This is a genomic window from Salibaculum sp., from assembly GCF_035270045.1.
In the GTDB taxonomy this organism is placed as follows: domain Bacteria; phylum Pseudomonadota; class Alphaproteobacteria; order Rhodobacterales; family Rhodobacteraceae; genus Salibaculum.
In genome coordinates this window covers 1-25869 of sequence record NZ_DATFIP010000049.1, presented here as the reverse complement: position 1 = coordinate 25869, position 25869 = coordinate 1, and the positions used below count along the sequence as shown (strand labels likewise).

The 25869-nt window shown below is 65.3% G+C and carries 26 protein-coding genes; 3 read left to right on the top strand and 23 right to left on the bottom strand.

Going from position 1 to position 25869, the window contains the following annotated elements:
- Nucleotides 1-13: 13 nt before the first annotated feature.
- The 9 genes from VJ897_RS07915 to VJ897_RS07875 all read right to left on the bottom strand — a co-directional run bounded on the left by VJ897_RS07915 (nucleotide 14) and on the right by VJ897_RS07875 (nucleotide 10112).
- The gene (locus VJ897_RS07915) at nucleotides 14-811 is read right to left on the bottom strand and encodes a glycosyltransferase (RefSeq protein WP_324054860.1); all 798 of its coding nucleotides are present in this window, start codon (nucleotides 809-811) and stop codon (nucleotides 14-16) included.
- A complete protein-coding gene (locus VJ897_RS07910; RefSeq protein ID WP_324054859.1) occupies nucleotides 804-2807 on the bottom strand; it encodes an acyltransferase family protein in 2004 nt (667 codons plus the stop codon). The genes VJ897_RS07915 and VJ897_RS07910 overlap by 8 nt, the downstream gene beginning before the upstream one ends.
- A 1026-nt stretch (nucleotides 2808-3833) precedes the next feature.
- Complete coding sequence (locus VJ897_RS07905) at nucleotides 3834-4700, bottom strand: glycosyltransferase family protein (RefSeq protein ID WP_324054856.1); 867 nt, start codon at nucleotides 4698-4700, stop codon at nucleotides 3834-3836.
- 60 nt (nucleotides 4701-4760) lie between these two features.
- Complete coding sequence (locus tag VJ897_RS07900; RefSeq protein ID WP_324054855.1) at nucleotides 4761-5492, bottom strand: hypothetical protein; 732 nt, start codon at nucleotides 5490-5492, stop codon at nucleotides 4761-4763.
- Between the two features lie 79 nt (nucleotides 5493-5571).
- Nucleotides 5572-6303 carry a hypothetical protein gene (locus tag VJ897_RS07895; RefSeq protein WP_324054853.1) on the bottom strand — a complete coding sequence of 244 codons (732 nt, stop codon included), beginning with the start codon at nucleotides 6301-6303 and terminating at the stop codon, nucleotides 5572-5574.
- On the bottom strand, nucleotides 6300-7196 hold the full coding sequence (locus tag VJ897_RS07890) for a sulfotransferase family protein (RefSeq protein ID WP_324054852.1): 897 nt from the start codon (nucleotides 7194-7196) through the stop codon (nucleotides 6300-6302). The genes VJ897_RS07895 and VJ897_RS07890 overlap by 4 nt, the downstream gene beginning before the upstream one ends.
- A gap of 67 nt (nucleotides 7197-7263) precedes the next feature.
- Entirely contained in the window at nucleotides 7264-8370 is a 1107-nt protein-coding gene (locus VJ897_RS07885; RefSeq protein ID WP_324054851.1) for a glycosyltransferase family 4 protein, read from the bottom strand.
- Between the two features lie 7 nt (nucleotides 8371-8377).
- Nucleotides 8378-9172, bottom strand: a complete 795-nt coding sequence (locus VJ897_RS07880) for an FkbM family methyltransferase (protein WP_324054849.1) — start codon at nucleotides 9170-9172, stop codon at nucleotides 8378-8380.
- Nucleotides 9173-9224: 52 nt separating this feature from the next.
- A complete protein-coding gene (locus VJ897_RS07875; protein ID WP_324054847.1) occupies nucleotides 9225-10112 on the bottom strand; it encodes a hypothetical protein in 888 nt (295 codons plus the stop codon).
- Between the two features lie 80 nt (nucleotides 10113-10192).
- Here VJ897_RS07875 and VJ897_RS07870 point away from each other — a divergent pair, with 80 nt between their 5' ends.
- Together VJ897_RS07870 and VJ897_RS07865 are read left to right on the top strand one after the other, a co-directional pair.
- Nucleotides 10193-11491, top strand: a complete 1299-nt coding sequence (locus tag VJ897_RS07870) for a glycosyltransferase family 4 protein (RefSeq protein WP_324054845.1) — start codon at nucleotides 10193-10195, stop codon at nucleotides 11489-11491.
- Nucleotides 11488-12255 carry a sulfotransferase family protein gene (locus tag VJ897_RS07865; RefSeq protein ID WP_324054843.1) on the top strand — a complete coding sequence of 256 codons (768 nt, stop codon included), beginning with the start codon at nucleotides 11488-11490 and terminating at the stop codon, nucleotides 12253-12255. The genes VJ897_RS07870 and VJ897_RS07865 overlap by 4 nt, the downstream gene beginning before the upstream one ends.
- Before the next feature lie 43 nt (nucleotides 12256-12298).
- Here the strand turns inward: VJ897_RS07865 and VJ897_RS07860 are convergent, their stop codons facing one another.
- The 3 genes from VJ897_RS07860 to VJ897_RS07850 are packed head-to-tail and all read right to left on the bottom strand — an operon-like array spanning nucleotide 12299 to nucleotide 14004.
- On the bottom strand, nucleotides 12299-12760 hold the full coding sequence (locus VJ897_RS07860; RefSeq protein ID WP_324054841.1) for a hypothetical protein: 462 nt from the start codon (nucleotides 12758-12760) through the stop codon (nucleotides 12299-12301).
- A gap of 3 nt (nucleotides 12761-12763) precedes the next feature.
- Nucleotides 12764-13723, bottom strand: coding sequence for a glycine-rich domain-containing protein (locus VJ897_RS07855; protein WP_324054840.1), 960 nt, complete (start codon nucleotides 13721-13723; stop codon nucleotides 12764-12766).
- The gene (locus tag VJ897_RS07850) at nucleotides 13723-14004 is read right to left on the bottom strand and encodes a spike base protein, RCAP_Rcc01079 family (RefSeq protein WP_324054837.1); all 282 of its coding nucleotides are present in this window, start codon (nucleotides 14002-14004) and stop codon (nucleotides 13723-13725) included. Before VJ897_RS07850 ends, VJ897_RS07855 begins: the two co-directional genes overlap by 1 nt.
- Before the next feature lie 167 nt (nucleotides 14005-14171).
- Here VJ897_RS07850 and tviB point away from each other — a divergent pair, with 167 nt between their 5' ends.
- A complete protein-coding gene (gene tviB, locus VJ897_RS07845) occupies nucleotides 14172-15467 on the top strand; it encodes a Vi polysaccharide biosynthesis UDP-N-acetylglucosamine C-6 dehydrogenase TviB (RefSeq protein ID WP_414706708.1) in 1296 nt (431 codons plus the stop codon).
- 5 nt (nucleotides 15468-15472) lie between these two features.
- On the opposite strand, the gene VJ897_RS07840 is transcribed toward tviB, so the two are convergent.
- From VJ897_RS07840 to VJ897_RS07790, 11 genes are all read right to left on the bottom strand, one after another.
- Nucleotides 15473-16342, bottom strand: coding sequence for a glycosyltransferase family 2 protein (locus VJ897_RS07840; RefSeq protein ID WP_324054834.1), 870 nt, complete (start codon nucleotides 16340-16342; stop codon nucleotides 15473-15475).
- Nucleotides 16339-17178 (bottom strand): hypothetical protein, encoded by an 840-nt coding sequence (locus VJ897_RS07835; protein ID WP_324054832.1) that lies wholly within the window; start codon nucleotides 17176-17178, stop codon nucleotides 16339-16341. The genes VJ897_RS07840 and VJ897_RS07835 overlap by 4 nt, the downstream gene beginning before the upstream one ends.
- On the bottom strand, nucleotides 17175-18137 hold the full coding sequence (locus VJ897_RS07830) for a glycosyltransferase family 2 protein (RefSeq protein ID WP_324054830.1): 963 nt from the start codon (nucleotides 18135-18137) through the stop codon (nucleotides 17175-17177). The genes VJ897_RS07835 and VJ897_RS07830 overlap by 4 nt, the downstream gene beginning before the upstream one ends.
- A complete protein-coding gene (locus VJ897_RS07825; protein WP_324054827.1) occupies nucleotides 18134-19396 on the bottom strand; it encodes a glycosyltransferase family 4 protein in 1263 nt (420 codons plus the stop codon). Before VJ897_RS07825 ends, VJ897_RS07830 begins: the two co-directional genes overlap by 4 nt.
- The gene (locus VJ897_RS07820; RefSeq protein ID WP_324054826.1) at nucleotides 19329-20267 is read right to left on the bottom strand and encodes a phosphoribosyltransferase; all 939 of its coding nucleotides are present in this window, start codon (nucleotides 20265-20267) and stop codon (nucleotides 19329-19331) included. The genes VJ897_RS07825 and VJ897_RS07820 overlap by 68 nt, the downstream gene beginning before the upstream one ends.
- A 49-nt stretch (nucleotides 20268-20316) precedes the next feature.
- Nucleotides 20317-21393, bottom strand: a complete 1077-nt coding sequence (locus VJ897_RS07815; protein ID WP_324054824.1) for a hypothetical protein — start codon at nucleotides 21391-21393, stop codon at nucleotides 20317-20319.
- Entirely contained in the window at nucleotides 21386-22243 is an 858-nt protein-coding gene (locus VJ897_RS07810) for a sulfotransferase family protein (protein ID WP_324054822.1), read from the bottom strand. Before VJ897_RS07810 ends, VJ897_RS07815 begins: the two co-directional genes overlap by 8 nt.
- The gene (locus VJ897_RS07805) at nucleotides 22240-22938 is read right to left on the bottom strand and encodes an acylneuraminate cytidylyltransferase family protein (RefSeq protein WP_324054820.1); all 699 of its coding nucleotides are present in this window, start codon (nucleotides 22936-22938) and stop codon (nucleotides 22240-22242) included. Before VJ897_RS07805 ends, VJ897_RS07810 begins: the two co-directional genes overlap by 4 nt.
- On the bottom strand, nucleotides 22931-24085 hold the full coding sequence (neuC, locus tag VJ897_RS07800; protein ID WP_324054818.1) for a UDP-N-acetylglucosamine 2-epimerase: 1155 nt from the start codon (nucleotides 24083-24085) through the stop codon (nucleotides 22931-22933). Before neuC ends, VJ897_RS07805 begins: the two co-directional genes overlap by 8 nt.
- Nucleotides 24082-25110, bottom strand: a complete 1029-nt coding sequence (locus VJ897_RS07795; protein ID WP_324054816.1) for an N-acetylneuraminate synthase family protein — start codon at nucleotides 25108-25110, stop codon at nucleotides 24082-24084. The genes neuC and VJ897_RS07795 overlap by 4 nt, the downstream gene beginning before the upstream one ends.
- Nucleotides 25111-25155: 45 nt before the next feature.
- On the bottom strand, nucleotides 25156-25869 hold a 714-nt coding region (locus VJ897_RS07790; RefSeq protein WP_324054814.1), incomplete at its 5' end, for a hypothetical protein.

Sequence of the window (25869 nt, the reverse complement as noted above, 5' to 3'; positions counted from 1 at the left end):
CCGCGCCCCTTTCTCAGTTCCCGCTCAGACCGAAATCTTGCAAGAGGGCAGCGGTCTCGCGCCGCCCCAGATAGCTGTGTCGGTCGCGCCAGCGCCGCAGTGCCCCGGCCATCCGCCCCGCCAGCCCACCAAACCGGCTGCGCCCGTTCGAGACATTGTGCGCATGCAGTACGGTCAGGCCAAGGGGCCGGTCCAGCCGCGCGACATGATCCACGCGCTTGTCCAGGTTCTCGTGTCGGGCAATGAATACCGTACGCGGGCCGCTGCCCCAATACCCCTCGTCCCAGCCCTGCGGGCCGGGGCGTTCGACCATGGTGGCAAAGGGGGTCACGATGTCCGAGCGATACTGCCGCGCCCGTGCTTGCCCCTCGCGCCACCAAGTGGCGCAGGGTGTATCCACGATTCCCGGCACTTTGCCTTCGGCGGCCATCGCCCTTGCCCGCGCCTGCACTTCGGCGGTAAACGCGGGATGCAGCACGTCATCGTTGTCCAGTCGCGTTGTCAGGAACAGGCCGGTCCCGGGGGCCTGCGCCCGCAGGTCGGCGATCATCTCGTCGGGGCTGTCGACGTAAACGGCACTGATGCCGGGATGATCCAGCAGCCCTTGCACATGATCCTGGCGCGCCTGCGTCCTTGCACGGTCGAAATAAATGCGCCAGCCGAACCCGGTCTCGCGTTGGCGCAGGACGGAGGGCAGGCAATAACGTTCGAACAGCGCCATGCGGTGATCCATCCAGGCCTCGGAATAGGGGTAGAGATCGCCGTAGTTCAGGTTGAACCGGGTGATCAGCAGATGTGTGATATCAGTCATCGCGGCGCGCCTCCGTCCCGACCGGGCGCACCAATTCCGCAAGGGGGGCAAGGCGCGGGGCGAACCGCTTCCTGCCAGCTTGCGACCAGTGATGTCCGTCGATCCAGTAGAGCGCGTCACACGAGACGATATCATTTGCCGGGTCAAGGCGCATCATTTCGCGCAGGGAAATGTAATCCACGTCCCCGTCCGCCGCCATCCGGTCCGCGATCGCCCGGTCAAGTGCGGCGAAGCTCTCGGCGAGGCCGGGGCGCAAAGTCCACTCCGCCGCGCAGCCACGCCGGATCAGGGCGCGCATCGGCAGGTAGTGCCCGACCTGTGGGCCAAGCCATATCACCCGCGGCCCGCCCGGTACAACCAGATCGTCGAGGTAGTCGCGCACGCTTGCGATCCGGCCCTCATCGGGCGCGAATGGCTCCATCGCCTCGTCGGGCCCGTAGCGCTCGAACATGTCCGGCTCACCGGCCATGGCGGTTCCGTCGTCGAGAACGGCCTGCCCGGCGCTGTGGTAGACGATCTCCGAGAACATCCCGGGATGCTCGGCCACGAGCGCCTCGAGTTCGGCGAAGACACGGCACTCGGGGCGCGGAGTGAACGGCCGGCAGCCGCCGCGCGCCAGCGTCACCACGAAGGGCCGTTCCGTCAGACGCTGCAGGGGTGGCATGATCATGCGCGCATGGCTGTCGCCCAGCACCAGTAGGCCAGGCCCGTGCTGATCCAAGCAGCGGTTCAGTCGGTCGCGGCGTGGCCCGACCGAGGGGATCTGCATCACGCATGGCTGCGCCGGGTCTGGCACGAGGGCGGCGCCTCCGGCGCGGGCGACTTCGTAAAGGCGATACATATGCGCCTGATCGATGGGGGCCATGGCCAGCCAGGTATCGCGTCGCCCGTCCGAGAGATGACCATGCACGCCGACCCCGGCCAGCAGCGCCGCCGCCGGCAGCAGCGCCAGCGGCAGTCGGGCTCCGAGAAAGACCCCGCGACGGTTGCGGAAGGGCTGTTCGACGAAACGCCAACTCACTGCGGCCAGACCAAGTGCCGCCGCCGCCAGCGCCAGCATCAGCCATGCCGGCGGGATGTCCGACAGGGCAATGCGTGCGAAGGCGAAAAGCGGTTGGTGCCAGAGGTAGGCCGAGTAGCTGACCAGCCCCACCGCGACCATGGGTCGCCAGGCAAGCACTTGCGCCACCCTCCCGCCCGGTCGCGCGAACAGCACGATCAACGCCGTGCCGCCCACTGGCGCGAGCGCCCAGAGAGAGGGAAACGGCGTGGTCCGGTCGAAGAGCATTACCGCGCCGAGGATCAGCGCCAGTCCGAGCCCGGCGAGCGCATCATTGCCGGGCAACGCGCGGCGGTCCAGCATCAGCGCGCAGAGCACCCCGGCCATCAGTTCCCAGGCGCGCGTCGGCAGAAGGTAGAAATTCGCCGCCGGGGAGGCCTGCGCGGCGTAGTGGCTCAGGCCGAGGCTCATGAGACCCACCAGCGCGATGGCGCCGACCAGCGCCCGACGGCCCAATTTCCAGATCAACAGAACGGCCAACGGGAAAAGGATGTAGAACTGTTCTTCCACCGCCAGCGACCAGGTGTGGAGGAGCGGCTTTTCCTCGGCCGCGGCGGCGAAATAGCCACTTTCGCGCCAGAACAGGATGTTCGAGGCGAAAACGCTGACGGCCACCATGCTACGCGCAAAGGCCAGGTATTGTTCAGGCAGCATCAGCACCCAGGCCACCGGCACGCAGACCGCCATTACCAGGAAGAGCGCGGGCAGGATCCGCCGCGCGCGGCGTTCCCAGAACCTGAGCAGGGAAAATCGCCCCTCGGCCTTTTCGCGCAGGATAATCGAGGTGATGAGATAGCCGGAGATCACGAAGAACACGTCCACGCCCACGAAACCACCCTCGAAGCCCGTGATTCCGCCGTGGAACAGGATCACCGGCATCACCGCCACGGCGCGCAGCCCGTCTATCTCGGGGCGGTATATTGCTGGACTACTCATCTTTTCCGCAGACGCCTTGCCAGCCGCTTAAAGGGTCCTTTCGATCCGGATACGCTCTGTCCCGGGGTTTTTGAGTCCGATGCCGACCTTGGGCGAGGCGGCAAGGTGTCAAAGCACGCTGGAGGCTGGAACTCGAGACTGTCTGGTTGAGCGGGTTGCCACCAAGGCTCGAGTGCTCTGGAAGTCTGATCCGCTGTCTGAACACGCCATTGGTTACGCAGATAGTGTGATCCGTTTTCTGTTTCGATCAGCGTTCTCTCAAGCTGTGCTGATGCCCGGTTTGTGGTAGTCTTCCCCAATACGCGGGTGGCTGCTGGTTCCGTTACGCCGACATGCACATTTACGTGACTGCCAGCCGATTTTTCGAAACAGCAATCTAGTTGCCGATCAAGAGTCAGCATGTTGGTTTTGAAAATGGGTTCACCTTCCGAGCCTATGTCTGTTACCAATTCATGGTTGGGTGTCCACTTTGGCACCCAGCCAGCAGAGTAGAGCATTGGGGATCGTACCGGACGAACCTCTTGAAAGCATTCGGTATCCTGAAGAAAATAACTAGTATTATATAATACTAGCAAGCCACCATCGGTCAAATTATCAACCAGCGCAGCGCACCAATTTTCGAAAGTTGGAAACGAAAACTCTTCCATTATATCAGATCGGAGGGGGTAGGCGCAAAGCACGGAATTAGCAAAAATGAGATCAAACTTTCCGTGTATAGCGATATTTTCCGTCATACTGTCGAAATAATAGCCTGTCCGTTGGGCAGCGACATTATTTTCAAAGCCTTGATTACTCACATCACAGCCGAAGATGCTCGCATTTGGAAAGTAGCAACCTAACGTCGTCATCTCGGAGCCATCAGCACATCCAAAACAAAGAATTCTGCCCCCCCCTTTGGAATGTTGCTTCTCTCTTCTGCCCAAGCCTGCGACGTAAGGAAAAGATGGGGGTAGCGATTCGATAGCGTAGACCGTGACTTCTGAAGTACTTCCATATATGATCTCCATTAATTGAAATAAATGCGTGTCACTTGAGTGCTCGTCGAACGCGCCGCACCAAGCCGCGTGCCTTGCGCGCGCCCCAGGCGCGCGGTCCCCATTGCCAGTAATGCACTGGCTTAGGGGCGGCCCGCGACAGGGCGCGGTCGGCAGGGTCGGCAAGCGTCTTGAGCCGCGCGGGCGGCGGGAAGCGGTAGGCGGCACGCCCGGCGCTGGCGCGGGCGGCATGCCAGCCGCGCTTCAGCTCGGCTTCGGCAAAGCGGCGCTGGGTGTACTTGGCGTAGGCGTGGGCCTGGTCCGTGAACATGTAGTGGCGCATCGCCAGCGTCTCCTCGGCCAGGCGGTAGTCGATCCCGTGCAGCTTGTGCCCACCGCTTTTCACCTTGTCGGGGCGCAGCGACGCGCGCCACGCGTTGATCTTCTGCGGGACCCCTTGCGAGAAGTGATAATAGTGCCGCATTGGCTGCACGCCCGCATGGTCGGGGATGTAATCGGCCTCCACTGGCAGGAACACGAACTCGTCGAAATTGATCGCATCCGCCCCGGTCGCGGCAATGCGCGCAATGGCGTCGTCCAGCTGCTCGCCCGGGCGGTAGGAATGGACGTATTCATCCGGGTCGAGATGCATAAGCCAGTCGACAGTGTCGGCCAGATCCTCGTACATGGCCTGTTTCGTCTCCAGAATGGCCTGCCACTCGTAGACGCCGTGATATGGAAAGGTCCGGTAATCGACCAGGTTGGTGCGGAACCGCGGCTCTTTCAGGATATCGGCGCTGCCATCGTCGGACTCGTTGTCGAGGATGGCATAACGGATGCCGTTGTCGATCAGGTGCTGCAAGGCGTTGGCCAGATAGGCCTTTTCGTTGCGCATTGCGAGAACGGCGACGATGTCCATGGTGCGGGATGTCCTGGGTGAAGCGGTCTGGGGTGAGATGCCGTATGATGTCGGGTGCGGTCAACTCTGATCGAGTGTATAGCCGAAACGGGCGATCTCGTAGTCGTAGTGTTCCTTGATCAGGGCGTTCACCCGTGGATGGGCTGCGTAGATCGTCGCCAGATCGCGGGTACCGGATTTGCGAATGCTACCCTTGGCCCGGATTCCGTGGAAGCGTTCCTGAAGCCCCGCCAGCGCGGGAATACGCGATTCAAGCGCCCCGATATCGGATTTGAAGTGTTCGTAGCGCAAGAATTGGTCAACCACCGGTTCACCATCGATGAAGTAGAATTGTCGATTGAGGTTGAACGCGTCGGCTCTGGAAAGCGCCCAGTCTGTCAAGTCCCCTATCTCGGCGTCACGGCCACAGTCCCAGAAGAACCACGAAATGACCATGTCCCAAGGGTTGCGGACGATCGAGACCTTCAGGCAGTCGTGCCAAACGGTCTCGCCTACACGATGGCGCAACGCCTTCGCGCCGATGTGGTTAAAGAACTTCTTGGGCATGTCGCGGCGCCGGACAGCGCGTAAAATCCTTGGCCAGTCCTTTCGTTTCACGAGGTCTAACCAGCCATAACTGTAGTTTTGCGGCCCGCGCCCTCCGAGAGAGCGGCGTATCGTCTCGTCCTCGGCTGTAATGGGTGTGATGATGTCCTCTGGCCCGGCAAATTCGGACAGCGCAATCTCGAACGATGTTCCGGCCGTCTTTCTGGACTTCAGGAATATCAGATCATGTTTGTGCGAGAGTATCATGATGGAAAGTCCCTGATGAACGGTTGATCGCTGGCAAGAAAGAGATCCGTTTGGGCGACACGGAGGCGCAAAGCTCGCCTCACCCCGGATCGAGAGTGTAGCCGAAACGGTTGATCTCGTACTCGAAGAACACATCGACCAGCGCGGCGACCTTGGGATGATCCGCATAGATCGCGGGCAGGTCGCGGCTTCCGGCCTTGCGGCTGGCGCCCTTGGCCTTGATGCCCGCGAGCGTGTCGGCCAGACCGGCCAGCGCCGGGCGGCGGTCTTCGAGGGCCAGGATGTCGTCGCGGAAATGCTCGTAGCGCAGGAAATGGTCGATCACCGGCGCCTCGTCGATCAGGTACATGCGCCGGTTGAAGGCGAAAAATTCGGGGTTGGCGATGCTCCAGCGGGTCAGGTCGGCGATATCCGCATCACGCCCCTGGTCCCAGTAGAACTTGGAGACGACGATATCCCAGGGGTTCCGCACGATCGACACCTTGAGGTAGTCGTGCCAAATCTGATCGCCAACGCGGCGCTTCACCGCCGAGGCCGGGATGTGGTGAAAATATTTGCGCGGCATCCGGCGGCGCAGAAGGGCCTTGCCAACCTCCTTGTACTTGCGCTGATGCAGCAGGTCGCGGGGCGTGAACTCGTGATGTTGTGCGCCGCGAAAGCCCGCCTTGCGCCGAACGGCTTCGTCTTCCGGTGCTACAGGCGTGATGATGTCGCGCCGGCCCAGATAGCGCGACAGCGCGATCTCGAAGGAGGTACCAGCTACCTTCTGAGGTTTGAGAAATATCAGCTTGTGGTCGTGCGAGACGATCATGCCGGGGCGCCTTTTGCCTGTCGGGGAGCATCGTGATCCGCCCGGGCTGCTAGACCAGCATGGAAGGCGATGTCGTCGGAGAGAGCCCGCGTCATCCGCTGCAGCGCGTCGGTCCCTGGACGGTCAGGGGCGCGCGGCGTCATCGCGCGCCGCATTCCGTCGCGCATCCGCCGGTAAAAAGGGCTGGTTTTCAGGCCGCCGGGCACCAGCCGGGCGGCAACGCGCACAGGGCCGGGCATGACCTTGCGCCTAGTATCGGCCGTTGCGTTGCGCGTTTCCGCCATGGCTTCCGAGGTGATTTCCGGCAATCCAAGAAACGCGTGGCACCGCGCCAGCACCGCCGCGCGGTCGGCGGCCATGTCCTCGGTTCGCAGCACCAGCACGTTGTCGGCCCCGAACCGTGATTGCCATGCCGGCACGAGGCGCGTGTAGCGCGAGAAGGCGAGATGGCCACCCAGATTGCGGTAAAAGCCGATCCGGTCGTCCCAGACATGCACGGGGTCGTCGCCACGCTCCCGCAGTGCCACCTCCAACGGGTCGGTCTCGATTCCGCGGCGCACGTCGTAGCGGTATTGCGACAGCGCCCTCTCGACAGGATGACGCAGCAGCAAGATGATCTTCGGGGTATCGAGGCTTTCGGCGATGCGGCTTGTCGACTGCGGATCGGCGAAATAGCCCTGTGAGCTTTCGCCGAAGACCCGTACGCCGTCCTCGGCATGGGCGAAAAGGGCGTTATGCCGCGCCGCGCCGCCCTCGAACCTATCGCCGAAGAAGAACCACGGTTCCTTGGGGCGGCTCATGCAGATTTGCGGATGGGTGGCGAGCGCCGCGTGCAGCGCGGTGGTGCCGCTCTTCGGGGCGCCGGGGATCAGCAAGTTGCACTTGTAAGTCACTGTCACTGATCCTGGACTTCCATGGGGTCAAGCCATGCGGGGTGATTAGCAGGTAGGATGCAGGCCTTCAACGCTGTGTCACCCCGTCTGGCCCCAGCAGTGAATGACAGGCCGTCAGCATGTCGTCGCGGTAAAGTGCGTGCTCGGCCCAGGTCGCGCGCGCGGCCCGCGCCATGCTTTCGGCGTGATCCGGGGCGTCCAAAAGGGAGGCAATGCGCCCGGCGACCTGCCCGGCGTGCACGTCCCGTGGCACGAACAGGGCATTCTCGCCGTCACGACAATAACCTGGGATTTCCCCGACCGGAGCGACCACCGGGATCAGGCCCAGCTGCATCGCCTCGACCACCGACATGGCCATGCCCTCGGTCAGGCTCGGTTGAAGGTAGAAATGGTGTTCGGAAGCGTGGGCGAAGATCGCCGCGCGGTCCATCGGGCCGGTGAACACCACCATGTCGGTCACCCCGAGGGCGCGGGCCTGCGCATTGAGAGCCGTTTCGCTGCCCATGTCTGGGCCGATGATGGTGAACCGCGCGTCAGGCCGGGATGCGGCCAGCGCCGCGAAAATGTCGAGCGCGCGGTCCAGCCCTTTCTGGGGATGCAGCCGCCCCCAGAAGACGAAGCGCGGCGCGACGGGCCCTTGCGTCGCCCGCTCCAGCCGTTCGGTCAGGAACGAGATCACCCGGCCCTTGTGCCGTAGCCGCGCCGGCAGCCGCCTGGCCAGCGTGCTGTCGCTATCGGCCCAGATTTCCGTGGCCAACCGCATCACCAGCGCGTTGAGCAGCCGGTCGGGCAGGTGTACCGCCTCCGCGAGGTGCAGGAAGGCCACGAGCCGCAGGCGTGGCATCACGATCTTGGCCAACAGTGCCACGATGCAGGACCGCCACAGCGACACGATCACCAGGTCGGGACGGCGACGGTACAGCTCGGCCGCGGCCCTCAGGTAGTTTCCCGGTGCCCATTCCGAGGCGCGCGGTCCGGTCCAGACATGCGGCGCTTCTGCCTTGTCGCCGCTGCGCCGCGATATGAAAAGCTTGACCACCCGTACCTCGCCCCGAGGTGAGGGATGGTCCCCCGCCGGAAGCGAGCGGGCGGCCACCTCGACCCCGCCGATCCCGTCATAGGGGATGATATGAACGACCGTGATTGTCCGTTCGTTTTCGCGGGGGCGCGCCATGACGACCTCAGATCCAGGTGGAGTAGGGCGCGCCCATCTCGCCGAGCAGCGCTTCGTAACGCCCGTTGTCTCGGGGTTCGTCCAGCAGCGCAGGATGGAACTCGATCATCAGGTAATCGATCGGTCGGTCGCGGGTTTCGGACCAGACTCGGTGCAGGTCCTCGATGATCTGGTATTCCGCTCCCTCGATATCCATCTTCACCGTGATGAAGTCGTGGCCCTCGCGCCGCTTCTCGGCCAGGAAATCCGAGAACCGGATGGCAGGCACCTTGTAACTGGGCTGTTGCGGCGTGCGACCCCGCGGGCGCAGGATCGAGGTTCCGCCGCGCATGTTCGTCCGGGCCGTGCCGACAAGATAGACCTCGACCTCTCCGATCTCAGCTGCCACCGCCTCGTTGCGTAGTTCGACCCCGGGGTTCACTTTTCGCGCCTGTTCGATCACGTCCGTCTGGATTTCGAAGCCGACGAAGTCGAAACCGGTCAGCGCCTTTCGGTAGCGAGAGAGAATGACCCCCTCGTTGACGCCGCAGTCGATGAAGAGTGGCCGGGCCGCACACCCGGCCCGTTGAGCGATCTCGCGGGCGTTGTCTGCGACCAGGCGGTTGATTTCCCGGTCATGGCCATGAACCCTTCGGTAGAGCGACAGGTAGAGATAGGGGTCGATGCGCCGCGCAAGCCCCAGCACGTGCGTGTCGAAGAAACGCCTGGTCCGCCGGGCCGTTCGCCGCCAGAGACGGCCCAGAAGATCGCCCGCGCCGTCGCGGCGCAGGGCGCGCACTCCTCGTCTCAGCAGATTGGTCACGTATGGTCATCCTTTGATGGGCAGGCGGCCAGTCCGGCCGGGAATCCGGGGGTCATGTCGCCTCGCGCAGAATATCGTCGAGTATGGAAGGAGTAAGCAACCCGTCCTCGGCTGCTGCTTCGATCGACTCGCTCAGGGTGGTAAGCCGAGCCTCCTCGGCATCCAGCAACGCGTTTTCATGGTCCCGGGGGTGCAAGGCCCGGCGCAGGCGCGTCAGCCGATTGCGCCCGGAAAGACGCAAAAGCAGGTCTTGAGCCGTGAAGCGCACCGGGTGGTCCCGCCGGACCAAGCGCGCGATGCGATCCCTGTCAAAATGTGATAGGCGGCCCCGGCTGCCAGCGCCATGGTGGTAGACGATGTCGCCGTAGACCCCGAACCACAGCGGATGTGGGTCATGCGCGTTCGACCGCAGAAGCGGTTTCCAGTTCACGTCAGCGCGGTCCAGGTGCTTGGCAAGATTGCCACCGACATCGCTGATCTTAGTGCCATTGGTGCGCCGCCACTTGTGGCCCGAGGCCCAGGTGCCGCCGATCCCGCGCCAGAACCCGACGGTGGTGACGCAGAAGCACGGATGCGGCTGCGAGTCACCAAGGTTTTCCAGTCGCTGAACGGCGACCAGCCCGTGCCGGTCAAGCTGCGAGAGGCAGGCTTCCTCCCACGGGGCGACCGGGAAGGCGTCGCTGTCGATGAACACGAGGATGTCGTCGTCAGAGTCCGCCTGCCGGCAGGCCTCGAAGCCAAGGATGTCCAGCTTGACCGCATGTTCGCGTATCTGCGTCTCCTCGCAGAAACCCAGGTGATCGTGTTCGGGAATTGGTCCGTCGAGGTCCGTGTGCAGGCACAGGATACGGTAATTACCCTTGGTGTAGGCCGCGATATGGCGCAACTGTCGCCTGATCCAGCAGGCATTTTTCCAATGAACGACACAGAAATGGATCATCCGCGGGCTTTCTAAAGGGGTGTCGCCCGGGGCGGGCCGCGAGTAAACGCCGAAATGCCCAAGTTCCCTACCCCAAACCCTTGCCGCCGGGCAAGCCACCGCTGCGGCCAGAAACCGGTGGCACCTTTTCCGGGGCCTGTGCTAAGGCCGATTGCGAACAAGAAGCTCTCCTTCGCGTGCCGCCCGCCGTGCGCAGAACCTCAAGGACTTCACGAATGAAAAGGTCTGGCGCACGGCACGGTCTGGTTACGGCCGGTGCTCCTAAGAACGCAGTAGCGTTTGTCGCCGCCGCAGACGACTTGCGCGAAAAGGGCATCACGTTCCGGCTGATCTGGAATGGCTACGGGTCGTCGAGCCTGCGCCGGCCTTTGTCCGTGCTCCGCTATGCGACACGGCGCCTTCTGCCTCGGCCGGACCGGGGGCTGGTGTTCTGGACCCTGTTTTCAAGGCGGCTGGATTTCGTTGTCGTCATGTGTGCGTCCACCGTCTACAAAACGCCCCGGAAACACGCGCTGGCTCAGGCGATTGCCCGTATTCGCGGTGCGCAGGTCATCTTCCTCTACGTGAATTGCGGCTATAATATTACCAACTTGGTCGAGGCGATCTCTCAGTCGCCCGCCGGGCAACGGCAGGTGGCTCGCGCCGAGCGTCTTGTCACCCTGCCACATATCGTCAAGGCCGCGATCAGCCCGCAGGCCGCCCGGGACGTGGAAGATCATTTCGGCCTTGAAGGGGTTCGCAATATCGGGTTTGCGCCGGGCATCCGTCCCGACGAATTCCAAGATGAATTGCCAGCAGATCCGCCCCTTTTTATCAATATCGGCAACTATTCCCACCGCAAGGGCACCGACCTGTTTATCGATGTGGCGCTGCGGTGCCTTGAACGGGATTCCTCGCTGCGTTTCTGCTGGGTCGGAAAGAACGTGCCACGACCGGAAGATGTGCCCGAGATCGTTGCGCAGGGCGTGGCCGCAAATTTCCATTTCACCAAGACCAAGGCCCCGCCGTTTGATCTTATCCGGCGGTCATCCGGTATCATCTTCACAAGCCGTAGCGAGGCGTTCGGCCTTGTGGTGTCCGAAACAATGGCGATGCGGCGCAGCGTATTCTGCTTCGAAGGGACGGGTGGCAGCTACCAGGCCGGTGACGTCGGCCATGTCTTCGCGCGGTTCGACACCGCCGCCATGGCCGAGGCGGTGCTGGCCCAGGCGGCCCGGCCCGCAGCCGAGCGGGTGGATGACGCGGCCTTTGAACGTTACCGACGGGAATTCGGCCCGGGGGCCTTTGCAGACAGGTTTGCGCACCTTCTTGGTGACCGGCCGGGAACGCCGGGTGCGGAGCGACCGTTTTTGAATGGCGATGGAGCGGACGAAAGATGACCACGGGCAGCACGATCAAGAAAGGCTTCAAGCGCACGATCCGGCGCATGGGCTTCGACATCGTCAAGGCGAAGCGGTTCCCACCCAACGAGATCCATTTTCTGCATATCGGGAAGAACGCTGGGACCCAGATCAAACGCATTTCAGAAGTAATCAGTGAAGGATCACCAAATCGACCGATAGTGAGCCATACGCACGACTTCTTCCTTAAGCATCTGCCGCCCAAGGCGAAATATTTTTTTAGCCTGCGAGATCCTGTTTCGCGATTCAAGAGCGGGTTCTACTCTCAGAAAAATCATGGCCGACCGGCGTTCAATGTCCCCTGGTCCAGCGATGAAGAGATCACGTTTCAGGAATTCGAACACGCGAACGATCTTGCCGAAAGTCTTTTCGTCGAGGGCGATTTGGGCATGAAGGCCTGGGCCGCGATCAATTCGATACGCCATACCGCCCAGCATCAGAGCGACTGGTTCTATCTGCGCGGTAATTTTCTGCAACTAACGCCACCGGTCTGGATCATCCGGCAGGAGAATTTCGACGAGGACCTCGAAATTTTCCTCGCGCGCGCAGGGTACGACATCCCCCTTGAAGATCTCGTCGCACCGCCACAATCGACAGCATCCAACAGGAATGATTATTCCGACATTCCGCCGATCTCGGACAAGGGCAAGGAAAACCTGCGGCGCTGGTATGCCCAGGATTTCGAACTCTACCGGGCCTGCGAGGACTGGCTGGACGCGCAGAAAGCGGAAATGCGGTCGTGACCATGTCCCCGGACGGGCCCGTTGGTCCGCCCGGGACAGGCGTTCAGTCCGGCAGGGCGGACCATTTTTTCCCGGCCTCGTCCCACTGGTAGAGGCCGCCATCGTCAGGTTCGGGCACAGGCGCCGCCCATCGGGTGCTGTCCCATACCCAGGACGGATAGGGCCGGGGCGGGCGTGGCACGGTCAGCCCATGCCGCCCGGTCATCGTCTGGCCCGAGGTGGTGATCCGGACCTCGACGGTGATCACCTCGTCGGGTCGCCAACGCACGGGCACCACCGTCAGCAGGTCCTGGTCGGTGCTGCGATAGGTCACGCCGGGCGGCGGGAAGGTATGCGTCTCGGGATCGCCGCCGTCACGGGTGATCGTCAGGCCGAATTCCAGCCCGTCGAAGTGGATGGTCTCGCCGTGGCGGTCCAGACGGGCTTCGATACTGGCCCCGAACGGGCGGATCGTGCCGTCCTCAAAGGCAAAGTCCCCGGTGGCCGTGTCGTAGGTGATACGCATGGTTTATCTCCGATACCTGATGATGACGATACCCGAGCCGCCGTCGCCGCCCGGGTCGTTCTGGCCCGAACCACCGCCACCGCCGCCCGTGTTCGCCGTGCCGGGTGTGGGGGCGGTGCCGTCGCGATTGCCGCCGTCGCCGCCGCCGCCGAGACCGCCGAAGCCCTTTTCATCGGTGCCGCTGGTGCCCGGTCCGGGTTCATCTCCCCCTCCGCCACCGCCGCCCGCGTAGTAGGTCGCCGTGCCGCTTATGGTGGACGACAGGCCGTCGCCGCCTTGCGTTCCGAGAACCTGGCTGGTGAAGTCCTCGCCCTCCTGACCGGCCCCACCGCCACCGTTGCCGTAGCTGCCCGCAGGAGAAGCGCCGCCGCCACTGTTCCCGCTGCCGCCGTCCGTCGAGCCGGGCTGCGTCGCCGTGCCCGGTGCCCCGGTGCCGCCCGCGCCCTCGGGAATTGCGTTGCCGCCGCCCGATCCGCCCGACAGCCCCTCACGGTAGCCGCTGCCCCTCGATCCACCACCGCCGCCGCCAAGGGCGGTAAGGCCAAGCGCCGTGGTGTCAGCCCCGTTGGCGCCCTGCGCATCGGCACTCGTGGACCCTGCACCGCCAGCGCCCACGGTGATCGTGTTGCTGCCTGTCGCCAGCGTCGTTGAGCCGGACAGCCAGCCGCCAGCGCCACCACCACCGGCAAAGGCCGGACTGTCGCCCGACCCGCCACCACCGCCACCAGCGATCAGCAGGTATTCAAAGTCCCCGCCGGTCGTGACCTCGAAGGTGCCGTTCCCGGTGAAGGTATGCACGCGGTAGTCCAGCCCGTCGTCCGGGTCGGTGATGTCCGTGATCGTGCCGCCGGTCGCGGCTGGCATCGACGCGGGTGGGGGGGTGCCATCGCCGATGAACCCGGTTCCGGCGCCGGGGCGCGCGTGCAGAGCCAGGCCGGGCGGACCATATCCCAGCCAGGTCATCAGCCCACCACCAGCGCGTGAATCCCGCTCGCGGTGGTGCCGCTGGCCATCACCCGTCGCGTGCCCACGGGCAGGAAGGTGAAATCTGCCACGGCCACCTGCCGTTGCGTGCCACGCTCGGTGACCAGGCTCAGATTACCGCCGGTTTCGACATAGAGGGCCGTGGCCACCTCGGGCAGATCGGACGTGTTGTCGGGCGTGACGGCCATGATATCCGTGGCCGGGCCCTCGAGCGAGGGCGCGCGATTTTCGAAGGGGTTCTGCATGCTGTCGGTCTCCATGGGTTGCGGACGCCGCCGGACAGGCGGGTGTTGCCCTATCGATCTGCACCCGACCCGCTTGCCATCAGGTGAAACGGCCGTGCGTTGCGTCGCGGCTTGTCGGGCCTGCCAATTCCGCTTATTCGACCCCCAGCGTCATCTTTCCCAATTCGGATGGACCATACTTCGTGCCAGAAATTGCCCCGCTCGACCCGGCCCGTGATCGCCGTATCGCCGTAATCGGACTTGGTTACGTGGGGCTGCCGCTGGCCGTCGCTTTCGCGCACGCCCGCCCAGTCACCGGTTTTGACATCGGCACCGGGCGGATCGAGGCCCTGCGCGCGGGCCGGGATGACACCCGCGAGGTCACCTCCGAGGAGTTGGCGGCGGCCCCCGGCCTGCATCTGACCAGCGATCCGGCCGATCTGCGTGACTGTGATACCTTCATCGTGACGGTTCCCACCCCGATCGATGCGCACAAGCGGCCCGACCTGGGCCCTCTGATGCGCGCCTCCGAAACCGTGGGCAGGGCGCTGAAACCCGGCGACCTGGTGATCTATGAATCCACGGTCTATCCGGGGGCGACCGAGGAAGATTGCGTGCCCGTCCTGGAAGGTGTCTCGCGGCTGATGTACAACCGTGACTTTTTCGTCGGCTATAGCCCGGAACGGATCAATCCCGGCGATCGCGCGCATCGCCTGCCCGACATCCGCAAGGTGACCGCCGGGTCAACGCCCGAGGCGGCAGAAGTGGTCGACGCACTCTACGCCGGGATCATCACCGCGGGCACCTATCGCGCCCAGAGCATCCGCGTGGCCGAAGCCGCAAAGGTGATCGAGAACACGCAGCGTGACCTCAATATCGCGCTGGTCAACGAACTGGCGATGATCTTCAACCGCATGGGGCTGGATACCCAGGCGGTGCTCGATGCAGCCGGCACCAAGTGGAATTTCCTGCCGTTCCGCCCCGGCCTGGTTGGCGGGCACTGTATCGGTGTCGATCCCTACTATCTGACCCACAAGGCCGAAGAGATTGGCCACCGCCCCGAGATCATCCTCGCCGGACGACGCATCAACGATGGCATGGGCGCCTTCGTCGCGGGGCAGATGGTCAAGGCAATGCTGCGCCGCCGCCTGCCCGTGGACGGCGCGCGGGTGCTGATCCTCGGTCTGGCCTTCAAGGAGAACTGCCCTGATCTGCGCAACACCCGCGTGGTTGACGTCATCGCCGAGCTGCGTGACTACGGCGTTTCGGTGGATGTGCACGATCCTTGGGTCGATCCGGAAGAGGCGCGCGCGGAATATGGGCTCGATCCCGTCACGGTGCCCTCGGCGGGGAGTTATGACGGTGTCATGCTCTGCGTGGCGCATGACAGTTTTCGGCTCCTCGGCGCCGACGGAATCCGGGCCTTCGGCAAGTCTGGACACGTCCTGTATGACCTCAAGCATATCCTGCCGGAAGAGGCCGCCGACCTGCGGCTGTGACCGCCTCAGCGCGTCGGAGCGCGCCCCAGAAGGAGGATGCCGAGGGTCTCGGCCATCTCCAGCGCCTTGATACGTGGGATCAGCAGCCCGGCACGCAACCTCGCTGCACCGCCTGGCCCCGGTTTCGTGGCCAGGATGCGAAGCCGCATCAGCGGCGGCGCCAGCGTGACTGGCAGCGCGCGCCAGCCGTCACGGGTCGCCCGGCCGCCGGCCACGCGCCGAGCCTTGGCCAGAAGCGTGGGCAGATCGGCGCGCAGCGGATGGCTTAGCACCGCCAGCGGGCAATGCACCAGCGCCGGGCCCTCGCCTGCGAAATACCCGGCGGCGCGGCGACAGAACTCCACGTCACCGCCGGACATGAGCGTGGCGTCGAAGCCGCCTGCCGCCTGGAACAGCGCGCGGGGCACGAACAGGCTCGCCGTCGCGGCCACGCCGTCACGGGCGTAGATATCCTGGTTGATGCCGAAGAAGTAGTCGTAGGATTCCGCCCAGTTCAGCCGGTTCATGGGACGGCCGTCACTGAACATCTCGACCCGCCCCGAGATCAGACCGTCGTGCGCCTGTGCGCAGTCCAGAAAGCCCGCCAGCCAGTCCGGATCGGGGCGGCAATCGCTGTCGGTGAAGGCCAGGTAAGGCGCCCGCGCAGCCTGTGCGCCAAGATTGCGCGCGGCATAGGAACCGGGCGCGCCCTCGGTCAGCATGCGCAAACGCGGATCAGCTGGAAAATCCGCAGGGGGCGGATCGTCGGGGGCGTTGTTGACAAGCAGGATCTCGAAATCCGTGATGGTCTGGGCCAACAGGGCGCGCACCAGAGCGGCGGCACGGTGCCAGTCGCGAAACGTGGGTGCGACGACAGAGACGCGTGGCGCGCTCATCCGAAGAAGGCCGGCAGGCGGGGATGCAACGCCGAGGTGGCATGCCCGCAGAATAGCTCGATGCCCGCCGGGTCCAGCCAATGGTCGCGCATGAGCATGACCACGCGGTCAACCGGCACTGACCCGACCGCTGGATCCATCGTTCGGTGGACGGTCCCGGGCTGGGCATTGCCGAACCATGACAATTCCGGGTCCTCGTCCCAGAAATAGCGCGTATCGTTGAGGTCCACCCCCGCCAGGACGATCCGGCGATAGCCCAGCTCTGCGCCAAGGCTCAGGGCCTGAACGATCGAGGCGCGCGCGAAGAGCAGCAGCCTCGTGCGCCGCGTCAATCCGATCCGGCGGCACAGCGCGAGCATCCGCAACAGCCGCGCCTCGTCATCTATCGGTAGGTTGACCTTGTTGAGCACCCGCAGGCTTGCCACCGTTTCGGGCGGCAGGCGCGACAGGTCCAGCTGGTGGCGTTCGAGGTCCTTGTAGATCATCATGACGCTTGCCATCCGCGCGGCGCGTTCGGCCAGGAAGTCCTCGAATTGCCGGGTGCGTTCGGGTGTCGGTCCGGCCTCGAACTGGTAGAAGGTCGGGGTGAATGGGTGCAGCATCCAGAAGTTCAATCCCAGCGTGTCGTGCTCGCGGTCGATGTCGCGCCAGTCGGCATCGTTCAGTCGGCAGATCGATCTGCCCGAACCCAGAACTATCAGCGTGTCCGACGTCTTGCGCGCGCGCGCCTCGTCCAGTTGGAAAGGCAGCAGGCCATGGGCGCGGCGCAGCCGGGCCACCCGCCGCACCCGCCGCGCCTCTGTACGGGCCCAGCTCAGGTCATCGCGCAGGGTCATTGCCGCCACCCCCGCAGGGTCCGTTCCGCCTTGCGTCGCGCCCGTGCGAAGGCCAATAGGTTCAGCATGTGCCGTGGCAGGGATCGGCGGCAATAGAACAGGCTGCCGGGAATCCATGTCTGGACCAGGTCAGGATGGTGCAGCTTCAGTGCCCGCATGAAGCGGCGATAAGCGTCCTGATCATGCAGCCGGGCAATGGCCGCCAACGCGTCCTGGGCCGTCGCGGGCACCGCGTCGGCCATGGCTTTGAAGGCCGCGGCGAAGCTCTCCTGTTCGCGCAGCCGCCCAGCTGGGGAATTGTAGGCGGTCCCGTCGAGATCGGACAGGGCCGCCGCGTGGGCCGCACCCTCGGTGATCGGGGCGGCGGGCAGCCACCGGCAGTCGCCCCCGTTGAGGGCCATGACGTAGACCAGCATTGTCTGGGGATAGAGCCGCGCTGCGTAGCACCCGGCCTCGAGCCGTGCGCGCAGGAAGGGCAGCGCGGCGCGCGCCGCCGTCGCGCGGTAGATCAACCCGGGCGCGTGACCGCTGGCATCCCGGACCTCTGTCAGGGCCAACGGCCCGGCCGTGGCTCGGCCCCGCTTGAGCGCGCCATCGCGGTCCAGGTATTGTGTGGCGGCAAAATCAAGGGGGGTCTCGGCCAGCATGTTGCGCACCCGGGCAAGGCCCGTCGGGTCGCAAAGATCATCGTCGGCGCTGACCAGCAGGTAATCGGTGCCGCACCCTTCGATCAGTTCGACAAAGCTTGCCGCGTAACCGCGGTTGGTCTGATGCCGGACCAAGCGCACTTGGTCGCCGTGCCCCGCGAGGATCCGGGCCGTTTCCGGGTCCGGGCCGTCGTCAATCACCGTGACGGGCAGCGTCGGGTCCGCGGCGGCTAGCCCGTTCACCAGCTGTGCCACGTCCGTGCTGCGGAAATAGGTGGGGATGCCAACGGCAAGCGATGGTCGGTCAGTCATCGCGCCGCCTCCGCCATGAGGATCTCGGCCACCCGGTCATGGCAGGCGGGCAGGGTAAAAGACTCGACCACTCGCGCACGCGCTGCCTCGGCCAGCCGCCCGCGTAGCGCGGCATCGCCCATCAGATGACCCAGTCCGTCGATGGTGGCGGTCAGGTCGTCGGGCGGGATCACCCGTGCATTCACCCCGTCCTCGAAAATCTCGACATTCCCGTCAACGGCTGTGGCCAGCACCGCACAGCCCGCCGCCGAGGCCTCGAGGTTGACCCGCGCGAAGGGTTCGACCCGCGAAAGCATCGCGAAAACATCCGCCCCCCAGAGTACCGGGCGAACGTCCTCGACAAACCCCAGGAAATGGACCGCAGGGGCGAGGTCCTCGGACACGAACGTGCGCCGTGCCTCCACGATATCGGCCTCGGTGCCGCCAGCGACGATGAAATGCGCCTCTGGCATTTCCTCCCTCAGGGCGGCTGCCGCGCGCAGGAACAGATCAAGCCCCTTGCGCGGGCGCATGTTGCCAACGAAACAAGCGACAGGTGCGCTCACGGGAATGCCATGCGCGGCACGAAAGGCGGGGCGATCGGGTGTTTTCGGGGCAAAGCGGGCGGCGTCGATACCATTGTGAACGCTCACCACTTGCGAGGGGTCAAGCCCGGTGCGGGGTACTGCCAGCACCAGCCTGCGTACCGCCTCGGAGACACAGATCACCCTTGCCGCGCTGCCCAGTATCCGCCGCAACCGCCAGCGGCGCCATGGGCTGTCCGGTTTCAGGTAGTTCTCGGCCTCGCGTACATGGATCACTACCGGGCGGCGCATCGCCTTGGCGGCCCAGATCGGGGCGGCGCGCAGAACCGTGTTGACATACACAAGATCCACGCCACGCATCGCGCAGATCAGCCGCAGGAAAATCCTCAGTGCGCAAAGCCGCCGCTGCACGCGAAGCCAGGCCTGCTCCAGCCGGAAGGCCAGCGCCCGGCGCGTGGGGTCGGGAATGCGGTCGCAGGCGTCCAGCACGTTGATGTCGAGCCCCTGGTCCTGCGCGTGGTCCACCATGTCACCCGCTCCGAAGGTCAGCATCCGAATGCGCGCCAGCCCTTCATGCTGAAGATGGGCGCAGATCATCGTCAGGCTGCGCGGCGCCCCGTAGAGCAGCGATTCATGCGACACCGCCAGGATGCGCGGGCGCGTCATCTCAGCGCCCCAGCCTGCGGCGCAGCGCCCGCCCCGCCCGGCGCGCCAGCCCACGCGCATGGATGACATGTTGATCCAAGCGGTTCATGTCCGGCCGGTAGAGAGACCAGTTCTCCGTGCACAGCACAGGTTTGACCGCGATCTGCGCGATGTCGCGGGCTTGGAAGGGCTCGCTTTCGATGAAAAGCTCGGCATTCAGCTCGCGATAGGCGCGCCCCTTGAACCAGCCATGTGCCCCGGCGCGCCTCCGGGTTTCGGCGCTGACCCCATCGAGCAGGATCAGCTCGCGATAGCGGATGCCGTGCCGCGCCAGCCAGTCCTCGGTCTGCGCACGGTATTTTTCCAGCCGGTTGGAGATCAGCCAGCCGATTTCGTGGGTCGGGGTTACCAGGAGGTCGGCATTCTGCAGGAACCGGGCATAGGCCGGGCCATCGTCATTCTCGGCACGTTCCGGGTCGCGGCATAGCACTCCGTCGATATCGACGCAGAAATTCGACACGCCCTCATGGTGCAGCGCATTCCACTCGAACAGGCGGGGGCGCGGCAGCTTTTCGAACCAGTAATCTAGCCCCTCGACCTCGACGCCTGACCAGTAAATCGCCAGGAAGGACACCGGGCGGCGCCCGGCGTCGGGATGGGCGGCCAGGGCCGCGCGCACACGCTCCAGCGCGCCGCCGTCGCCGACACTGTCGTCCACCACCAGCACGCGGCCCGTGCCGCCAACGTCGCGCCGCGCGCGGGCGCTGAACCGTGCTGCGTCGTCCGCCCCGGCCAGGTATTCGTCAAGCGACAGGATCGGCAGGTTGCGCTGCAGCGCGATCTGCGCGGCCGGGATGATGCCCGAGCGGGGCACGTGCACCACCAGGTCGATGTCATGCGGCAATTGCTGGATCTTGCGCCGCACCAGGGCAACCAGATCGCTGTAAGATCGAAAATTCATCCCTTAAATCCGTCTCCGCCTCGGGCCGGGCTAGGCCTGCGTCTGTCTGTCATGCCCGCCCCCTCAGGCCAAGACCCTGCCGCACCTGCCGCCTAACGCGGGCCAATGCCCGTCGCATGCCCGAGGGCGGTGGCGGCAGGGTGTCGAGATGCGCGGCGAGGGCCGCGCGGACGTCTTCGGAGATGGCCTCGAAATCCGCGACCCCGGCCAGTCCCTCGGCGGGTGGGGCGCGGTCGGGCAGAGCGCGACCGAGCCGGGTCTCCATCCAGTTGAGATCGGCGCGATGCGCCTCCAGCGCGGGTCCGAGGAACTCTTCGGAGAAGGCAAAGCGCCCCTGCCCGAACCCTGTCAGCGCGCGTGCGGGTGTGGCTCGGAAATGCGCGGCGCGCGCTGCGTCGGGGTAATCGGCCCCCAGCCGATCGGCCAGCCGGCACCAGGCCACCGCCATGGCCTCGCGGCTCAGCCCGTCATTGGCGCGCAGGGGTGCGGCCTCTGGCAGGGTGACGCCCAGCCATGCGGCGAAATCGGCCACCACGTCTCCCCCTGGGAACCCAGAAGGATCGAAGGCACGCAGGTGCACACGGTCGCGGCCGAAGACGGTGTCCAGCTTCTCGAAGCGGGCACGATAACAGGGCCAGAGTGTTCGGGCATCCAGATCCGCCGCCCCGGGCTTGTCCTGTTTCACCCGCTGCTGGAACGCGCTTTGCATGAAAGAGATGGGAGCGCGGACATAGGCCCGGACATCGATTCTACGACCGGACCGATCCAAAAAATCGGCCATGCGCGCCGTGGCCGCGACGTCGAAATCCGGTGCGGCAATATCCTCGGCGGAGAACAGGAAGATCGGCGCCCGGGCGCGCGCCAGCCGAGCGGTCAGCCGAGTCTCTTCCCGGGCGCGCTGGCGCATCAGCGCGCGGCGTGACAGATGCGGCACACGCGCGGCGTGGAACTTTTCCAGCAATGGCCCCTCGGCGAACAGAAGCAGCACCGTGTCCGACAGGTTGCTGCGCGGTCCGCCCGGGTGGTCCACGCCGGCGACGGCGCGCGCGCCAAAGACCTCCTGTATCGCGGTCGAGCCGGTCTTGTGCATCCCGGCATGAACGACCAACTGGCCACGCTCAGCCATCGGTGCTGCTCCAATCCGGGGTTCGAGCCCCCATCAAGGGCGCGAGTGCTGCCTGTTGGCGATTGGTTTCCTCGGCCAGCATGGCGCGCAGTTCAGTGATTTCCTCCGGCCTGACAGGAGCAGGCGCGGGCGGATTGAACCGGGCCCAGGCGCGCCGTGCCAGTCCCTCGGCCCCGATCCGCTTGACCAGCCGCCGCAGCGGCTCGATCTCGGCCCGAAGCGCCCAGGCGGTCAGGCGTCCGTGGCGGCGGACCCCGTCGATGGAGGTGTTCTTGCGCAACTCCTGTGCCAGGGGCGCAGGCGCCAGGCCAAGCCAGTCGAAAATCTCGTCCATCACCGCCTGCCGGTCGGTGCTCAGCCGTTCGGCGCTCAGGATGTGCACGCGGTCTGCGCCGAAGCGATCCAGATAGGGCCTGATCTGGCCCTCGTAGTCGCCGATCTGCCGATAGCGCGGGTCGGCGCGGACGGCCTGGCAAAGTGGGCGTTGCTCGCCGTGGATGCGGATGTTGAACAGGTACTGACTGATGACCCGCGCCGCTGGCTCGCGCACCATGTAGAGGATATGCGCCTGGGGGGCGAAGCGCGCCAGCCGGTCAGGCACGCCCGCGATGGCCGGGGCCTTGGTGTACTGGGTGCTCGACTCGCCGCGATAGCGCGCCCCGGCCCCGTCGGCGAAAAGCGCGAGATAGGCCTCGCGCGCCGCATCCGTGCGGTCCGCGCGCGCGAAAAAGCCCGGTTCCTTGGGGTCGCTCATGAAGATCTCGGGGTGCTGGTCGAGATAGCCGTGCAGGGCCGTGGTCCCCGCTTTCATCGCGCCGACGACGAAGAGGTTGGGATGCAGTCCGCTCATGCCGGGTCGCCGCCGGTGTCACGCAGCCGCGACTCTACTGCTGCGAAGTCCTCGCTGTTGTCGATGTCCGCCGCGCGTTCGGGGGGCATCTCGACCATGCCGATGCGCCCTCCTGCCAGCGTCCCAGAGCTGCGGAACCAGCCGGCATCGAAGACATAGACCGCGCCGTTGGGGCGATAGACCGGTGGCAACTCGGCGCGGTTGGCAAAGCAATGGGCCGGGTCCGAAAGCGGCACGAATGCCGCGCCATCGACCTTGCCCCATTTGAGCACTCCAGAATCGGCACGGGTGGCGCTGAGCACCAGGTCGAAGTCGCCCTGCACATGCAGCTCCAGCGCTGCGGTGATATCGGCGGGCCTGCGCAGCGGTGAGGTCGCCTGTAACAGCACGATCGTCGCGGGGCCGGTCACGTCATGGGCCAGGACATGGCGCAGAACCGCGTCCATCGGAACGGTGTCCCCGGCGAGCGCCGCCGGGCGCGGGCAAAGTTGCAAGTCCTGCTCCGGTGGAGCCGAGAGCAGCGAACCGATATCTGTCGAGACCAGCACGCGGGCGATCCCGGCCGCGCGGGCCTGGTCCACCGCATGCCGCCAGAGCGGTTTTCCCGCAAGCTCCCTGGTGTTCTTGCCCGGCAGGCCCTTGGACCCCGCCCTTAGCGGCACGAGGGCCAATGTCTCGCGTCCTGACTCAGCCATGATCGTCCCCCCCCGCAGGCGGGTCCATGTCGTGAAAGGTCTTTTGCAAGGGCCGGTCCCAGAACCCGGGATCGGCGAGTACTGTGGCGAACCGGTCCGCCGCGCATCCCTCCCCGAAACCGGCATCGGGCGGATGTCGACGGCCCCATTCGCGCAATAGGAACCCGGCGATGGCGCCGGCATCCTGCGCCGGACAGGCGTGGATAGAACCACTGTCCGCGCGGTTGGTCTGCCGTGTGCCCACGTCGAGGCTCGCCACGCCCAGGAAAGGGGCCTCGCGCACCCCGGCCGAGGAATTCCCGACGATACAGGCGGCGTTCTTCATGAGTTCGGAAAAATGCGAGAACCGCATCGAGGGCAGCACGCGGAACCGCTCGCGCGGCAGGGTGCGGATCGTGTCGAGAATCGCTTCGGCACCGGGGTCGTTATTGGGCAGGATCACCACGAAGGGTTTCCCTGACGCCTCGAGTGCCGCGAAGAAGGCCGCCGCCTGCGCACCCATGCTGTCCTGTTCCGAAGTGACGGGATGGAAGGTGCAGATGCCGTAGTCGGCAAAGGGGATCTCGTAGCGCGCGCGCACCGCGTCAAGCGTGACACCCGAGGGTGCGGCGTGGAAATCGAGCTCGGGAGAGCCTATCACATGGATCGTCGCACGCGCTTCGCCAAGCGCCATGACGCGCTGCGCCGCGCGCTCGGAACTGACGAAATGATGGCTGGCCAGCTTGGTGTTGCAGTGGCGAAACAGCTCGTCGATGGTGCCCGAGACCTCGCCGCCCTCGACATGGGCGCAGCGGATGTAATTGGTGGCGCAGACCAGCGCGCAGGCCAGCGCCTCGACCCTGTCACCATGCACCGCGACCAGGTCGGGGCGGTGTTCGGCAACATAGTCCGAAAACCCGGTGACCGTCTTGGCCAGCACCGTGTCCTGCGCATCCTCGATCCGCTGGTTGAGGAATTCGTGCACCGACACCCCGTCCATCCGGTGCACCTCGAGCTTTGTCATGCCGTAGCGTTCCAGCATGTGCATGCCCGTCACGAAGAATGTAACATCGTGCCCGGCATCGCGCGCGGCGCGCGCGAGGGGCTCCAGCTTGCCGAAATCGGCCCGCGTGCCGGTGACGAACAGGAGGCGCCGGCTGTCGGTCATTCCAGGTCGGCCCATGCCAGCTGCTGGTTGCGGGTGACAGCACGGGCCAGGCGCTTGCCGACCACCTTGTCGAAGTCGAACCCGGGGATTTCGCCTGATCCGGGGCGGCGAGCCCAGATGTCGCCTTCGGCGATGACATGGCCCGCCGGCAGGTCGGCCTCGGCTACGACGCTTGCACGGGCGAAGCGATAGACATCCTCCTCTGGGCCGGTGCGTTCCTTTGCGTTGTTGGCGGCCACCCAGATTTCGCGCGCGCGATCCACCAGCAGGCGCAGTTCGCCAGGGTCCATGGAGCAGCTTATATCGGGCCCCGCACGGTAGCGCGTGTCGGTGAAGTGCCGTTCCAGCACGCAGGCGCCCAGTGCCACGCTCGCCAGCGCCATTTCCGGGCCGATGGAATGATCGGAAAACCCCACTACAGCGCGGGGAAAGGCGGCCCGCAACTCGGTTATTCCTCGCAGCGAGACGATCTCGGGCGGGCTGGGGTAAAGGTTCGTGCATTCCAGCAGCGCATAGTCCACCCCCGCTGCATCCAGGATCTCGACGCTGGTGCGTACGCTGTCGATGCTCTGCATCCCGGTCGACATGATGACCGGGCGCCCCTTGGCCGCGATGTGGCGGATCAGCGGAAGGTTGTCCGCCTCGCCCGAGCCGATCTTGAAGGCAGGCACGTCCAGCGTGTCAAGTCGGTCGGCGGCGGCGCGAGAGAAAGGCGTCGAGATATAGATCAGCCCCAATCCCTCGGCATGGGCTTTGAGAGCGGCCTCCTCCTCCTCCGACAGGGCACAGCGCGCCATGACCTCCCAGATCGAGACGTCGGCATTGGGCGGAAAGATCGCCTTCGCCTCCTCGGTCATCTCGTCCTGGACGACGTGGGTCTGGTGCTTGACGCATTCACAACCCGCCGCAGCGGCAAGGGCAACCATGCGCTTGGCTACCTCCAGGTCGCCGCCATGGTTGATGCCGATCTCTGCGATAACAAGCGGTGGATGGCCGGGGCCGATGTCCCTGTGGGCGATTCTCATGGTGATCTCCGGTTCGGGGGCATCCCTCACTGGATCGGTATAGGCTTAGCCGCGCCGCGCCGCAATCTGCGCGCGTACAGCATTGGTCAGCGGTGTGCGCGTCGGAGACAGGGTTGCGCGGAGCGCCTCCCGGTCGGCACGCGCCGCTTGTGCCAGTGCCGTTTCGTCCGCCAGCAGGGCAACGTGTCGGGGCAGATCGGCTGCGCCGTCGGCGACCCGCCCGGTCGAGGCGATGGCATCGGCATGGGCGGGCGAGTTCGATGAAAGGTAGGGCATCCAGACCAGTGCCGCCCCGCAGCGCACCGCATCCACCCCGACACCCGAACAGGGCGAAAAAGCGAGCGTCCGGTCGCGGTGCACCACGCGGCGCATGAGCACGCCGGTCACGTCCTGCCAGTCGCGGCCTTCAAGTGCGCGGGTAACTTCGGGCTGGGCAGAAAGCGGCGTAAGGGGGTGCGCACGAACCAGCAGCGGTGTGGCCGAACCAGGCAGGGCAGAAAGGATCTGTTCGATCATCGGCGCGCTGACCCAACGGTTGTCCAGCAAGATGAGCGCACAAGTCGAATCCGGCGTGGCCATTGCGGCCCCTTCAATCGGCGTATCTTCATCGGCCAGGATCTCGAGGCTGCCCCGGGAAATCCTCTCCTCCGGGACGCCCCAGTCGCGCAGGAGCGCCTGAGAATGATCGTCCGAGACCACGAAGCCCGCCGGCAGGCTGGCCCATTCGCGGGTATAATCCATCGGCATGGCCGGCATTCG